Below are 15,540 nucleotides of genomic sequence, written 5' to 3'. Positions count from 1 at the left end.
CCGCAACCCCGACAGAGGACATCCGCCGGCACCTCGCCAACCAGCTCCCCGAGCACATGGTCCCCACCTACCTCACCATCCTCGACCGACTCCCCCTCACCCCCAACGGCAAAATCGACCGACGCGCCCTCCCCGAACCCGCAACCGTCGTCTCCCAGGGCCGCGCCCCGCGAAGCCAGCTGGAGGAGACCCTGGTCGGCCTCTTCGCCCGCACCTTGGGGACCGAGGAAGCGCTGAGCATCGATGACGACTTCTTCCACCACGGCGGGCACTCCCTCCTGGGCGCCCGCCTCACCAACCACATCGCGGTGTCCCTGGACGTCCGGCTCACCGTCCGCGACATCTTCGAGCACCCGACACCGGCCCGGCTCGCCGAGCACATCACCGCGCTGAAGTCCGCGCCGGCCGCCAAGAAGGCCCGGCCCACCCTCCGCCGTCGCACCGAGACAGAACGGATCAGCTCATGACCTCCGTGTCCCCCGCCCCCGAAGACGTCGTCTGGGACCTCCCCGGTGACGGCCCGCACCGCCTGTCGCTGCTGGTGCTGCCGCACGCCGGGGGCAACGCCCACGCCTACGGCGGCTGGCGCGAGCACCTGCCGGCCGATGTGCGGCTGCTGATCGGCCAGTACCCCGGCCGTGGCGCCCGCTACTGCGAGGACCTGCCGCTGTCCGTGGACGACCTCGCGCAGCCCGTGGTGGACTCGCTGCCCGCCGACACCGGCGAGCTGGTGGTGCTGGGGCACAGCATGGGGTCGCTGGTCGCCTTCGAGGTGGTACGCGCCCTGCGGGCGGCCGGCCGCACCCCCCGGCTGCTGATCGCGTCCGCGTGCCGGGCGCCGGTGCTGCCGAACCAGTGCCCGGTACACCCGGAGCTGCTGGACGACGACGAGCTGGTCGCGGCCATCAAGGAGCGCGGCGGCACCGACGACGGCATCCTCGACGACCCGGAGTTGCGGGAGATCGTCCTGCCGTCCATCCGGGCGGACTTCGCGATCGACGACGCCTACCGGTGCACCGCCCGGGACGCCCGGCTCGACTGCCCGGTCGCCGTGTTCGGCGGGTCCGAGGACCGGATCGTCCCGGTGGACCTGCTCGCCGGCTGGTCGCGGGTGACGGGCCACGAGGTGGTGCCGCAGCTGCTGCCCGGCGACCACTTCTACTTCCAGCAGGACCTGCCGGGCTTCTTCGCCCGCCTGAACCCGGTCCTGGACTCCCTCCGCGACTCCGCCGCCGCGTCCGCGTAACCACCCACCCGACTTCGTCCGAGAAGAGGAACCATCATGACCGCTCTCGCCCAGCCGCCCGCCGCCACCGGGATCACCCCCGTCCGGGAGACCGGCAAGCCGGTGATCGTCCACACCCCGGAGTTCGGCACCATGGCGGAGGCCACCGCGTGGCTGGCCGCCCAGCGGCCCGCGATCCAGGCCGAGTTGCACAGGTCCGGCGCGGTCATGCTGCGCGGCCTGCCCGTACGCGACGCGGCGACGTTCGCCGAGGCGCGGGACGCGCTGGTCGCGAAACGGGCCGGCTACAAGGAGAAGGCCACCCCGCGCACCGACTTCGGTGAGGGCGTGTTCTCGTCCACGGACCTGCCGGCCGTCCAGCCGATCCGGCTGCACAACGAGAACAGCTACACGCTGGACTTCCCCGGTGTGCTGCTCTTCGGCTGCGTCACCGCACCCGAGACCGGCGGAGCGACGACGGTCGGCGACATGCGGGCGGCGCTCGCCAAGCTGCCCGCGGAGCTCACCGCGCGGTTCGCGGAGGCCGGCTGGCTGCTCGTACGCAACTACTCGGACCTGGCGGGCATGCCGTGGCGCAAGGCCTTCTCCTCCGAGGACCCGGCCGGTGCCGAGGAGTACTGCGACGCGCACGCCATCGGCTACGAGTGGCTGGACGAGGAGACCCTGCGCACCCGGCAGCGGCGTTCCGCGATCATCACGCACCCGGTCACCGGTGAGCGGGTCTGGTTCAACCACTTCGCCTTCTGGAACGCCCGCAGCCTGGACGAGGACGTCCGCGAGGTGCTGGTCGACACCTTCGGTGCGGACGGGCTGCCGTTCAACACGTACCTCGGCGACGGCACCGCCCTCACCGACGCGGAGGTGGACGCGATCAACGACGCGTACCAGGCGGTCACCGTACGGGAGACCTGGCAGGCCGGGGACGTGATGCTCGTGGACAACATCCTGTGCGCGCACGGTCGCGAGGCGTTCACCGGCGACCGGAAGATCCTCGTCGCGATGGGCGAGCCGGTGCCGCTGTCCGACTGCTCGCCCGCCTCCGCCCCCTCCACCACCCTGTACGGAAAGTGAGCCCCGCCATGACCGCCGTACTCCCCGAGCGTGCGACCGCCCCGGCCGCCCACCCCGCCGACTGCCCCTGCGAGATGTGCGCCGCCGCCGGGACCGGCGCGGCCGACCTGATGTCCCGGCTCGCGACCGTGCCCGGTGCCCGCACCGCCGTGGTGGCCGGGGGCCGGGAGATGACGTTCCAGCAGCTGCGGGACCGCGCCGCCTCGTTCGCGGCCGGCATCGCCCGGCTGGGTGCCGGCCCTGAGACCGTCATCGCGCTCTGCCTGCCGCGCGGGGCCGACCTGGTCACCGCGATCATCGGCACCCTCACGGCGGGCGCCGCCTACCTGCCCGTCGACCCGGCGCTCCCCGAGGAGCGGCGGCGGCTGCTCCTCGAGGACTCCGGGGCCGGCCTGGTCGTCACCGACGGCACCGCCCCCGCGCTGCCCGGCCCCCGGGCGGTCACGGTCGGCGAACTGACCGCGCTCCCGGGCGGGGCGTTCGCGCCGGTGAAGGTGGGGCCGGGGGCACTCGCGTACGTCATCTACACCTCCGGGTCCACGGGGCGGCCCAAGGGCGTGGAGATCGCGCGCGGTTCGGCCTCGCTGCTGCTGCGGGAGCTGGAGGACGAGGGTGCGGCGAGCGGTGAGATGCGGCGCGTCGGGTGGAACGCGTCGCCGTCGTTCGACGCGTCGGTGCAGCAGTGGGTGCGGCTGTCGCGCGGGGACACGCTGGTGATGACGGACGAGGAGACCCGCCGCGACCCGGCCCTGCTGGCGGCCTTCATCGACGCGCAGAGGCTCACCGATCTCGACATCACCCCGTCACACGCCGAACCGCTCCTGGACCTCCTCACGCGTGACGGCGGTCCGCGCCCGCTGACCCTGCTCATCGGCGGCGAGGCGATCGGCCCGGCACTCTGGGACCGGCTGGCCGGGGCCCACCGGTCGGGCGTGCTGCGCGCGGTGAACGTGTACGGGCCCACCGAGTGCACGGTCGACGCGACGGCCGGCTGGATCGAGGAGCCGGGCGAGCCCCACATCGGTGCCGTGCTCCCCGGGCTGCGGATGCGGCTGCTCGACACGCACCTGGCGCCGGTCGGGCCGGGCGAGGCCGGTGAGCTGTACCTCGCCGGGCCCCGGATCGCTCGCGGCTACCGGCGCAGCCCCCAGCTGACCGCCCAGCGCTTCGTCGCCGACCCGTTCGGCGCGCCGGGCAGCCGGATGTACCGCACCGGGGACCGCTGCCGGCTGCTGCCGGACGGGCGCCTCGTCCACCTCGGCCGGCTCGACGGACAGGTGAAGCTGCGCGGCCACCGCATCGAGGTGCAGGAGATCGAGGTGACTCTGAGCCGGGCCGGCGCCACCGAGGCGGCGGTGGTCCTGGGCGAGGACGCCGGGGGCACACCGTGCCTGATCGCCTATCACCGGGGCGGGGACTCCGACGCGCTGCGTGACGCCGTGGCACGGGCGCTGCCGTCGTACATGACCCCGTCCGTGTTCGTCGCGGTCGACCGGTTCGCGACGACGCCCAGCGGCAAGCTGGACCGGTCCGCGCTGCCGGCCCGGATCGAGGCGGCCGAAGCGGCGCCCGTGCGGGAGACCGGGCTGAACGGGCGGGCCGAGGAGCTGATCGCCCGGGTGTGGGCGCAGGTCCTGGGTGCCGCGTCGATCGGCCCGGACGACAACTTCTTCAAGCTGGGGGGCCATTCACTGCTCGCCATCAAGCTGGTCTCCCGGGTACGTGCCGAACTCTCCGTCGCACTGCCCGTGAAGGCGGTCTACGCCCACCCCAGGCTGCGTGACCTCGCCGCCCACATCGAGGGGCTGACGGCTGCCAAGGATGGCTGACCGCCGCCTCCGCACCGGCCCTTCCTCCCGTCCGCCCCCGTCGTCCCCGAGGAGCAGCAACCGTGATCCCCCTCTCGTACGCCCAGCGCCGGCTGTGGTTCCTGAACCGTCTCGAAGGTCCGTCGGCCGCGTACAACGCGCCCGTCGTGCTGCGTCTGGAGGCCACGCCCGACCGGCGGGCCCTGGAGGCGGCGGTCCGTGACGTGGTGGACCGCCACGAAGTGCTCCGTACGGTCTACAAGGCCGAGGACGGGGAGCCGTACCAGGAGGTCGTCGGCGATCCCGGCGTGTGCCTGGAGGTACGGGAGTGCGGGCCGGGCGACGACGTGGACGCCCTGGTCACCGCCTTCGTGCGGCTGCCGTTCGACGTGACGTGCGATCTGCCGCTGCGGGCCCGGCTGTTCACGGTGCACGGCGGAAGGGCCGTGCTGGTCCTGCTCGTACACCACATCGCGACCGACGGATGGTCCGTCGGCTGCCTGCTCAACGATCTCGACCGCGCCTACACGGCCCGGTGCGAGGGCCGCGCGCCCGGGTGGGAGCCCCTGCCCGTGCAGTACGCGGACTACACGCTGTGGCAGCGGGACATGCTCGGAGACCCCGCCGATCCCGACAGCCTGGCCCACGAACAGCTCGCCCACTGGCGTGCGGCACTGGACGGCGCACCGGCCGCGACCCGGTTGCCCGCCGACCGCCCCCGCCCCGCCGAGCCGAGCCACCGAGGGGCGCTGGTCACCGCCCGTCTCTCCGCCGCCGCCCACAAGGCGCTCGCCGCGACCGCCCGCGCCCACCGCGCGACGTTCTTCATGACCGCCCGGGCCGCCCTGTGCGCCGCGCTGCAGGCGGCGGGGGCGGGACCGGACGTGGTGGTGGGGACGCCCGTGGCGGGCCGGCCCGAGGAGGACCTGCACGACCTCGTCGGCTTCTTCGTCAACTCGCTCGCCCTGCGCGCCGACCTGTCCGACGACCCGGACCTCGGCACGCTGCTCGGCCGGGTCCGCGAACGGGACCTGGCCGCCATGGCCCACGAGGACCTGCCGTTCGACCTGCTCGTCGAGGACCTCGACCCGGAACGGTCCCTCGGCCTGCACCCCTTCTTCCAGGTCATGCTGACCACGCAGACCGCACAGGACACCACCCGCACCCTGGGGGCCGTGTCCGCCACCCTCGACGCCGCGGACCTGGCCACCGCCAAGTTCGACCTGAGCTTCAACTGTGCCGAGACGTACGGCCCCGACGGCGATCCCGCCGGGGTGCTGCTCGGCCTCCAGTACGCGACCGACCTGTACGACGAGGAGACGGCGCGGCTGCTCCTCACCCTGTTCCACCGTGCGCTGACCGCGTATGCCGAACAGCCGGCCGGCACACCCCTCAGCCGCGCCGGCCTGCTCACCGCCTCGGACCGCGAGGCGATCGACCGCCGTCACGAGGCCCTGACCCGGGCCGAACAGCGGACCGCCGCCACCCCGGGCGACCGCGACGGCGAGCACCGGCGCGCCCCCGCCGCCGACCCCCGCGAGGAGATCCTTCGCGGCCTGTTCGCGGAGGTGCTGGGCCGGGAGGAAGTCGGCCCCGACGACAGCTTCTTCAAGCTGGGCGGGCACTCGATGCTCGCCGGAAAGCTCACCAACCGCATCCGCAAGGCGCTCGGCGTCCAGGCCGCCATCCGTGACGTGTTCCTGGCTCCGACGCCCTCCCGGCTGCTGCGCCGGCTCGCCGAGCAGGGCGACGGGCCGGTCCGGCCGCCGCTGCGCCCGGTGCCCGCCGCGCTGCGGCCGAAGCGGCTCCCCCTGTCCGCCGCTCAGCAACGGCTCTGGTTCATCGGCCAGTTGGAGGGGCCGAGCGCGACCTACAACATCCCGGTGGTGACCCGGCTGCGCCGTCCGGTCGAGCCTGCCGCTTTCCGCGCCGCGCTCGCGGATGTCGTACGACGGCACGAGGTGCTGCGCACGGTGCACAGGTCGGCGGACGGGGAGCCCTACCAGGAGGTGCTGGCACACGCCGAGCCCGTGCTCGACGTGGTGCGGACGGGCGGGCCGGACGAGCTGCGGGCGGCCGTGGACGCCGCCGCCGGGTACGTGTTCGACCTCGCCGCGGAGATCCCGTTCCGGGCGTGGCTCCTGGAGGAGGCGGACGGGGGCCAGGTGCTGGTGCTGCTGGTGCACCACATCGCCGGGGACGGCTGGTCCACCGGCTGCCTGCTCACCGACCTGGACCGGGCCTACCGGGCCAGGCGCGGGGCCCGGGAGCCCGGGTGGCAGCCGCTTCCCGTCCAGTACGCCGACTACACCTTGTGGCAGCACGAACTGCTGGACGGGGAACACGGGGTGGCCGGCGAGCAGCTGGCGTACTGGCGTGCCGCGCTCGACGGGATGCCGCCGCTGCTCGCACTGCCCACCGACCGGCCGCGCGGGCCCGAGCCGGACGGGCGCGGCGCGCTCGCGCGGTTCGAGGTGGGCGCCGAGACCCACCGGGCGCTGCTGCGGTGCGCCCGGGAGAACGGCGTCACCCTCTTCATGGTGGTGCAGGCCGCGCTCGCCGCGCTGCTGACGCGGCACGGGGCCGGCGAGGACCTGGCCATCGGCACCACCGTGGCCGGCCGGGGCGACGAGGCACTGCACCCGCTCGTCGGGTTCTTCGTGAACACGCTGGTGCTGCGTACGGACACCTCGGGCGACCCGGCCTTCACGGAGCTGGTGCGCCGGGTGCGCGACGCGGGCCTGGGCGCGTACAGCAACCAGGACCTGCCGTTCGACCGGCTCGTGGAGCACCTGAGCCCGCACCGCTCGTCCGCGCACGCGCCGCTCGTGCAGGTGATGCTCCAGGTGCACGCGGCGAGGGCGGTCGAGGCGGACGCCCCCGCGTCCGCGCTGGACGGCGAGCCGGTGGCGTTCCGGGGCGCGGGCGCCAAGTCGGACCTGACGTTCGCGCTCACCGAGACGGTGGACCCGGACGGGGAGCGGGCCGGGCTGCTGGGCGTCCTCGAATACGCCACGGCCCTCTACGACGAGGAGACCGCCCGGCTGCTGGTCCGGCGCCTCGCGGAAACCCTGGACGCGTGCGCGGCGGACCCCGGGGCGCCGCTCTCCGCGCTGGGCGGCGGGCGGCCCGCGCCGGGCGGCCCGGAGGTGGTGCTCGACGCGCAGGGCCGCCGGGCCCCGGTCCGCGTGCCGGGCGAGGTGCACGCGCCGGGGCCGGACGGCGGGCTGCGGGCCACCGGGCGGCGGGCGTACCGGGGCCCGGACGGGGCGCTGCGGCCGGTGGCCGTCCAGAGCGTGCACGGCTATCCGGTGGAGCCCGGTCAGGTGGAGGGGGTCCTCACCCGTCATCCGGCGGTGACCGGGGCGCGGGTCCTCGTCCGCGACGGGCGGCTGCTGGTCTTCGTCACCTGCGCCCCGGGGACCCCGCCCGCCGAGGGCGCGTTGCGCGCCTGGGCCGCCGAGCGGCTGCCCGAGTACCTGGCGCCGGCCCGGGTGGTGCGGACGGCCTGGCTGCCCGCACCGGGCGAGGACCCGGTGGAGCTGTCCGACGAGGACGCCGCGACAGCCGCGACGCCCGCGCCGACGGCCGGCGGGGACGCGGACGGGCGGCTCATCGGGATCTTCCGGGAGGTGCTGGGCGGGCGGGAGGTCGGCGTGGACGACAACTTCTTCAGGTCCGGCGGGCACTCGCTGCTGGCGGTGCGTCTGCTGAACCGGATTCGGGCGGAGTTCGGCCAGGACCTGACGTTGCGCGATGTGTTCCGCAACCCCACGGCGGCGACGCTCTCCCGGCGGCTGGCCGGGGCCGTGGCCGACGCGGCCGAGCCGGAGGACGCCGGCCCGGTGGCCGCCCCGGCGCTGCGCCGCCGGACCAGGGCGGGTGCGCGGAGGGGGTGATCCGGCCGGGCGGGGGCGGGGGCGGGGGTGCGGAGCGGCAGCTCCGTACCCCCGTTTCTGCCGGTCCGAGCTGCCGGGCGGACTGCCGAGAGGGGCGGCCGGGGGCCTCTAGCGTGAAGGGCACGGAGGCGAGAGGAACCGTTCGCCCCGGTCTCTCGGCGCCTCAGACGGAGGAAACCCCAGGATGCCCCCCATCGGAACGGACGACCTGCTCGACGGCGGCCCTTCTCCCTCGCCCGCCCCGCCGGTGCTCGACCTCATCGCCCACCAGGCGCGTATCCGCCCCGACGCGGTCGCCCTGGTCCACGACACCGCCCGGCTGACCTACGCCCAGCTCGCCGCCGCCGTGCGGGAGCGGGCGGGCGCGCTCGCCGCCGAGGGCGCGGGCCCGGGCCGGCTGGTCGCCCTCCACCGGCCTCGTGGCATCGACGCCGTCGTCGGCCTCCTCGCCGTCCTCGGCACCGGCGCCGCCTATCTGCCGCTCGACATCCAGGCCCCCGACGCACGGAACGCGGCCATCCTGCGCGACAGCTGCGGCGACGCCGCGCCCTCGCCCGCCGAGGTGGCCGCCTCGGGCGAGCTGGTCCTGCCCGGTCCGGGCGCACCGGCCGGGGCGGCCTACGTGATCTACACCTCCGGGTCCACGGGCACCCCGAACGGGGTCGTCGTCGCCCACGACTCGCTCGCGCACTTCATCGCGGGCGCCGTCCCCGCGTACGGCATCGGGCCCGCCTCCCGCGTCCTCCAGTTCTCGCCGCTGCACTTCGACGCGAGCGTGCAGGAGGTGTTCGCGACCCTCGGGGCGGGCGGGACGCTGGTGCTGCGTACGGACGACATGCTGGACGTACGCGATCTGCTCGCCGGCTGCGCACGGCACGGGGTCACGGTGCTCGACCTGCCGGCCGCCTACTGGCACGAGCTGGTCCACGTCCTCGGCAGCGGCGCGGTGCGCCTGCCCGGCTGCCTGGACACGGTGATCATTTACGGGGAGGCGGCGCTCCCGGAGCGGGTCGCCCAGTGGCGGGAGCTGTCCGGCGAGCGGGTGCGGCTGCTGAACGCGTACGGCCCCACGGAGACCACGGTGGTCGCGACCGTCGCCGACCTGACCCGGCACGGGGACGGCCCGGTGCCGATCGGCCGGCCGCTGCCCGGTGTCCGGGCCGCCGTCGTCGGCGGTGAACTGTGGCTGCTCGGGGGCGGGTTGTCACGCGGCTATCTGAACAACCCGGAGCTGAACGCCCGCCGCTTCACCGAGCTCGGCGGGGAGCGCGCCTACCGCACCGGAGACCTCGTCACGATCGGCGGGGACCGCCAGATCCTGTACCACGGGCGGCTGGACGACGAGGTGAAGATCGGCGGGCAGCGCATCGACCCCGCCGCCGTCGACTCGGTCCTGGCCTCCCACCCGAAGGTCCGGGAGGCCGCCGTCGTCGCCCAGCAGGACGCGGACGGGGTCAAGCGGCTCGTCGCGTTCGTCGTCACCGAGGGCGGGGTGGGCGCCGAGGAGCTGCGCGGCCTGGTGCGCGAGCACATGCCGGCCGCGGCCGTGCCCGCCGCCGTGGGGATCGTCGTCGCGCTGCCCCGTACCAGCTCCGGGAAGATCAACCGCAAGGCGCTGCGGGTCACGGACCCGCGTCTGCCGGTCGTCCACGAGGAGCCGCTGCCCGCCGACGACCGGGTGCCGCTCTCGCACGCGCAGCGCCGGCTGTGGCTGCTGGACCAGCTGGACGGCCCGTCCTGCGCGTACAACATGCCGATCGTGCTGGAACTGGACGGGGTGCCCGACCGGGCGGCGCTGGCCGCGGCCGTCACCGATCTCGCCGAGCGGCACGAGGTGCTGCGGACCGTGTTCCTGGCCCCGGAGGACGAGCCGTACCAGCATGTGCTGGCCGCGTCCGCGGTGCGGGCCCGCACGGTCGAGTGCCCGGCCGGTGAGCTGCGGGAGCGCATCGCGGACTTCGTGGCCGAGACGTTCGACCTGGCGCGGGAACTCCCCTTGCGGGTGGCGCTGTTCGTGCCGGAGGGGGACGGGGGCCCGGCCGCGGTGCTGGCGGTGCTGCTGCACCATGTGGCGGGCGACGGCTGGTCGCTGGCACCGCTGATGAACGACCTGGCCGCCGCGTACGCCGCCCGTACCGAGGGGCGTGCGCCGGAGCAGGAGCCGCTCCCCGTCCAGTACGCCGACTACACCCTCTGGCAGCACGACGTCCTCGGGTCGGCCGGCGACCCGGACTCCGCCGTCGCGCGCGGGCTCGCCCACTGGCGCGCCGCACTGGACGGGCTGCCCGCCGTCACCGATCTGCCGTTGGACCGGCCGCGGCCGGCCGTGCCGGATCACCGGGGCGGTGTGGTCTCCACGCGCCTCGGCCCGGACGCGCACACCCGGCTCGCCCTGCTGGCCGACGCACACGGCGCGAGCATGCTGATGGTGGTCCAGGCCGCGCTGGCACTCGCGCTCCGGGCGGCGGGCTGCGGGGAGCGGGTCGCCGTGGGGACGCCGGTCGCGGGGCGGGACGACGAGGCGCTGGGCGTGCTCGTCGGCTTCTTCGTCAACACGCTGGTCCTGCCGACGGACACGTCGGGCGACCCGGCCTTCGCCGCGCTGCTGGAACGGGTACGCGACACGGACCTCGCCGCCTACGAGCACCAGGGCCTCCCCTTCGACCTGCTGGTGGAACACCTGAACCCGCCGCGCACGCCCGGGGTGCACCCGCTCTTCCAGACGATGCTGACCCTGCGCACCGCCGCCCCGGAGGACGCCCCCTTCGCGTTCGGCGCGCTCACCGGCCGATTCCGGGCGGAGGGCCCCGCGACCACCAAGTTCGACCTGACCGCCGCGTGCGTGGAGCACCGCACCGCCGACGGCGCGCCCGCCGGCCTCGAACTCGGCCTGGAGTACGCGTGTGACGTCCTGGACGAGGAGACCGCCCGCCTCCTCCTGGGCGCCCTGGAGCGCGCCCTGCGTACGGCTGCCGAGCGGCCCGGGGCGCCCGTCGCCGACGCCGAGCTGCTGGGCCACGAGGAGCGCCGGGCCCTGGCCGGACGCCGTGAGCGGGTCGCGGCCCTCGCCGCCCGGCAGGCCGCCGACGCCGAGGCGGCCGGGGCGGCGGGCGCTCCGGACGCGGAACACGTGGACACCCTGCGGGAGATGTTCGCCGCGATCCTGGGGCTGGACGAGGTCGGCCCGGACGAGAGGTTCTTCACGATCGGCGGCCACTCGATGAGCGGGGTGCGGCTCGCCAACCGGATCAGGGCCCGCCTGGGCGTCGACGTCCATGTGCGGGACCTGCTGATCGCCCCGACCCCGGCCGCCCTGGCCCGCCGGATCGCGGAGCGCCGGGCCACCGGGGATGAGGAGCCCGCCCTCGCCCGTCGCGCGGAGCGGCCGGAGCGCCTGCCGCTGTCCCGGGCGCAACGCCGGCTCTGGTTCATCGACGCGCTGGAAGGGCCCGGCGCCTCGTACAACATCCCGCTGGTGCTGCGCCCGGCCGAGCCGCTGGACGCCGGTGTCCTGGGCCGTGCCCTGGCCGATCTGGCGGAGCGCCACGAGGTGCTGCGGACCCGCTACCCCTCGGTCGACGGGGAGCCGTACCAGGAGATCGTGGCGGACGCCCGGCCCGTGCTCGACGTGCGTACCGTGCCGGCCGGGCGGTTGCGGGCGGCGGTCGCCTCGGCGGCCGGGCACGTCTTCGACCTCGCCGGGGAACTCCCGCTGCGGGCCGCCCTGCTCACCCCGGACGACGGCGGCGGCCAGGTCCTCGTGGTGCTCGTCCACCACATCGCCGCCGACGGCTGGTCGACGGGCCCGCTGCTCGCGGACCTGGGTGCCGCCTACGCGGCCCGCGCCGAGGGCCGCGCACCGGGCTGGGAGCCGCTTCCCGTCCAGTACGCCGACTACACGCTCTGGCAGCTGGAACTCCTCGACGGGCCGGCGGCGGACGACCACCTCGCCTTCTGGGAACGGACCCTCGCCGGGGCGCCGCCCGTCCTCGAACTGCCCGCCGCCCGGCCCCGCCCCGCCGAGGCCACCCACCGGGGCGGTCACGCGCCGCTCACCGTCGACGCCGCCACCCATGAGGCGCTGGAGGAGCTGGCCCGGCGCCACGGGGCGACGCTCTTCATGGTGCTGCAGGCCGCGCTCGCCGCCGTCCTCACCCGGCACGGGGCCGGCACCGATCTGCCGCTGGCCACCATGACGGCCGGGCGCGACGACGAGGCGCTGAGCGATCTGGTCGGCTTCTTCGTCAACACGCTGGTCCTGCGCACCGACACGTCGGGGGACCCGGCGTTCACCGAGCTGCTGGGGCGGGTACGCGACACCGATCTCGCCGCCTACGCCCATCAGCGGCTCCCCTTCGACCGGGTCGTGGAACACCTCAACCCGTCCCGCTCCACCGCCCACCACCCGCTGGCGCAGTTCGTCGTACAGCTGCACCACGACTACACGGCCGACCGCGCCGAAGGGCCGCTGCCGCGGGCCGAACCCGCCCCGCTGGAAACGCTGTCCACCAAGTTCGACCTGACCCTCTCCCTGTGGGAGCGGAAGGACGAGGCGGGGCGGCCGGCCGGTCTGGCGGGCGGGCTGGAATACGCCGCCGATCTGTTCGACGCCGCCACCGCCGAGCTGCTCGCCGCCCACGTCGGACGACTGCTGCGCGCCGTCGCCGCCGACCCGGGTGTCCGGATCGGGGCGGTGGACCTGCTCACCGGCGCCGAGCGGTTCCGGCTGCTCGCGGAGTACAACGACACGGCCACCGTCACCCGCGACCGGTCCGCCGTCCACGAGGCCGTCGCCCGCCGGGCCGCGCGCACCCCGCAGGCGCCCGCGCTGATCACCGAGGCGGAGACCCTCGGCTACGGCGAGCTCGACGCCCGCGCCGACGCCCTGGCCGCGCGGCTGCGAGCGGCCGGGGTGCGCAGGGGCGACACCGTAGGGGTGCTGCTGGAACGCGGTGCGCCGCTGGTGGTCACCGCGCTCGCGGTCCTCAAGTGCGGGGCCGCCTACGTCCCGCTGGACCCCGCCCTGCCCGGGGCCCGGATCGCGCTGATGGTCCAGGACGCGGGTGTCCGCCTGATCGCGACGGACACGGGGCGGGCGGGCGCGGTGCCGGAGGAGGTCCGCGTACCGGTCCTCCTGGCCGACGCGCCCGCCGAGGGCCCCCCGCAGGCGGACCGCGCGCCCGTGGCGGTCGACGGGGACGACCTGATGTACGTGATGTTCACGTCCGGGTCCACCGGCCGCCCGAAGGGCGTCGGCGTCACCCACCGCAACGTCACCGAGCTCGCCGCCGACCGCGACACCACCTCCGGCGGCCCCCACCGGATGCTGGTCCACTCCGCGACCGGGTTCGACGCCTCGGTGTTCGAGATGTGGGTGCCGCTCCTCAACGGCGGCAGCCTGGTCGTCATGCGCGGGGACGGCACCGACCTCGCGGAGACCGGCCGCGCCGTCCGCGAACACGGGGTCACCGCCGCCTACTTCACCGTCGGCCTGTTCCATGTGATGGCCGACGAGGCGCTGGACACGCTGCGGCTGCTGCGCGAGGTGTGGACGGGCGGCGACGTCGCCTCGCCCACCGCCGTGCAACGGGTGCTGACGCATTGCCCGGACACCGTCCTCGTCCACTCCTACGGCCCCACCGAGACGACGTTCGCCTCGCACAACCAGTGGCTCACCGGCGGACGGGGCTCGCTCGGCGCGGCCGGGCTGCACCTGGGCCGGCCCATGGACAACACCCGCAGCCACGTCCTGGACGCGGCGCTGCGGCCCGTGCCGCCCGGCGTGCCCGGTGAGCTGTACGTCGCCGGGACGCACGTGGCACGCGGGTACATCGGGCGCCCCGGCCTGACGGCCGAGCGGTTCGTGCCCGACCCGTTCGAGGCGGACGGCAGCCGCATGTACCGCACCGGGGACCGGGTCGTCTGGACCCCCGAGGGCGAACTGCGGTTCCTGGGGCGGGCGGACGGCCAGGTCAAGCTGCGCGGGGTCCGGATCGAGCCCGGTGAGGTGGAGCACGCGCTCGCCGCGCACCCCTCGGTCGGGCAGGCACTCGCGGTCGTACGCGAGGACCGGCCGGGCGAACGCGAACTCGTCGGGTACGTGGTGCCGCGCGCCGGGGCGGTGGTCACCGGGGCGGACGTCCTCGCCCTGGCCCGCACCGCGCTGCCCGCCCATCTGGTGCCTTCGGCGGTCGTCGTCCTGGACGCCGTGCCCCTGACCGTCAACGGGAAGCCGGACCGCCGGGCGCTGCCCGCGCCGGACCGGCCCGCCGTGGAGCACCGGGCGCCGCGGAACGCCCGGGAGGAGGTGCTGTGCGGGCTGTTCGCCGAGATCCTGGGCGCGCCCCGGGTCGGCCTGGACGACAACTTCTTCGCACTGGGCGGGCATTCGCTGCTCGGGGTGCGCCTGGTGAGCCGGGTGCGGTCGGTCCTCGGCATCGACCGCACCGTCCGCGACCTGTTCCGCGCCCCCACCCCGGCCGGTCTGCTGGATGCGCGGGACCCGGACGGCACGCCCGGCGCGATGGGCGTGCTGCTGCCGCTGAACACCCGGGGCACCCGCCGTCCGCTGTTCTGCGTGCACCCGGGGACCGGGGTCGGCTGGTCGTACGCGGGCCTCGCCCGGCACCTCGGGGACGACCAGCCGCTGTACGCCCTGCAGGCCCGCTCGCTGAGCGAGCCGGGCCACCTCCCGCGCACCGTCGAGGAGATGGCCGACGACTACCTGGAGCGCATCCGGCAGGTCCAGCCGTGGGGCCCGTACCGGCTGCTCGGCTGGTCCTTCGGCGGGATCGTCGCCCACACCATGGCCGTACGCCTCCGCGCGGCCGGCCAGCGCGTGGAACTGCTCGCGCTGATGGACGTCCACCAGACCGGGCCCGGCAGCGTCTCCGTACTGCCGGAAGGGGAGCGGGAGGCGGCCCCCGGGCAGGACGCGCCGCCGGAGGCGGTGGACCCGGTGCTCGACGGCTTCGACGCCGAGGAGATACGGGCTGTGGCGCGGGCCTCCGAGACCCACGCGGCCCTCATGGCGCGGCACACGCCGGAGGTCGCGGACACCGGCGCGGTCTTCTTCACCGCCCGCCGGCCGGGCGAACCGGAAGGCGCGCTGGCCGCCACCTGGAATCCGTATCTGACGGGCCCGGTCGAGAATCACACCGTGGAATCCACGCATCTTCGGATGGCCGAGGAAGAACCGCTCGCACACATCGGAAAAGTCATCGCGGAGAAACTCTCCGCACTGCAGGAAAACAGCCTGCGGGACAATGAAACGAGGAGTTATTCATGAGCGACATCGCGAACCCCTTCGACGACGCCGAGGGCTCCTTCCACGTCGTGGTGAACGACGAGGGCCAGCACTCCCTGTGGCCGGACTTCGCCGACATCCCGGCAGGCTGGGAAGGTGTCTGGGGGCCCGGCAACCGCTCCGACGCCCTGGAGTACATCACCGCGCACTGGACCGACATCCGCCCCCGGAGCCTGGTCGCCCAGTACACCTGACCGGCCGCCGCGCCCG

7 protein-coding genes are annotated in these 15,540 nt (G+C 75.1%); all 7 read left to right on the top strand.

The genetic code is table 11. The features are described from left to right. The coding region (locus tag FKN01_RS09325; RefSeq protein ID WP_143618412.1) for a phosphopantetheine-binding protein at window positions 1-467 on the top strand (467 nt) is incomplete at its 5' end. Further along, window positions 464-1,246 (top strand): thioesterase II family protein, encoded by a 783-nt coding sequence (locus tag FKN01_RS09320; protein ID WP_143618410.1) that lies wholly within the window; start codon window positions 464-466, stop codon window positions 1,244-1,246. The genes FKN01_RS09325 and FKN01_RS09320, both read left to right, overlap by 4 nt. Window positions 1,247-1,282: 36 nt before the next feature. After that, window positions 1,283-2,317, top strand: a complete 1,035-nt coding sequence (locus FKN01_RS09315; protein ID WP_143618408.1) for a TauD/TfdA family dioxygenase — start codon at window positions 1,283-1,285, stop codon at window positions 2,315-2,317. An 8-nt stretch (window positions 2,318-2,325) separates the two neighbouring features. Next, window positions 2,326-4,146, top strand: coding sequence for a non-ribosomal peptide synthetase (locus FKN01_RS09310; RefSeq protein ID WP_143618405.1), 1,821 nt, complete (start codon window positions 2,326-2,328; stop codon window positions 4,144-4,146). 62 nt (window positions 4,147-4,208) lie between these two features. Continuing rightward, complete coding sequence (locus tag FKN01_RS09305) at window positions 4,209-8,024, top strand: condensation domain-containing protein (RefSeq protein WP_143618403.1); 3,816 nt, start codon at window positions 4,209-4,211, stop codon at window positions 8,022-8,024. Between the two features lie 184 nt (window positions 8,025-8,208). Then, window positions 8,209-15,312: a non-ribosomal peptide synthetase gene (locus FKN01_RS09300; RefSeq protein WP_143618401.1), complete on the top strand. Its 7,104-nt coding sequence runs from the start codon at window positions 8,209-8,211 to the stop codon at window positions 15,310-15,312. Continuing rightward, entirely contained in the window at window positions 15,309-15,524 is a 216-nt protein-coding gene (locus FKN01_RS09295) for an MbtH family protein (protein WP_143618398.1), read from the top strand. Before FKN01_RS09300 ends, FKN01_RS09295 begins: the two co-directional genes overlap by 4 nt. Window positions 15,525-15,540: the final 16 nt, after the last annotated feature.

The organism is Streptomyces sp. 130 (assembly GCF_007096885.1).
Lineage (GTDB): Bacteria > Actinomycetota > Actinomycetes > Streptomycetales > Streptomycetaceae > Streptomyces.
This window is presented reverse-complemented; position numbering and strand designations above follow the sequence as displayed.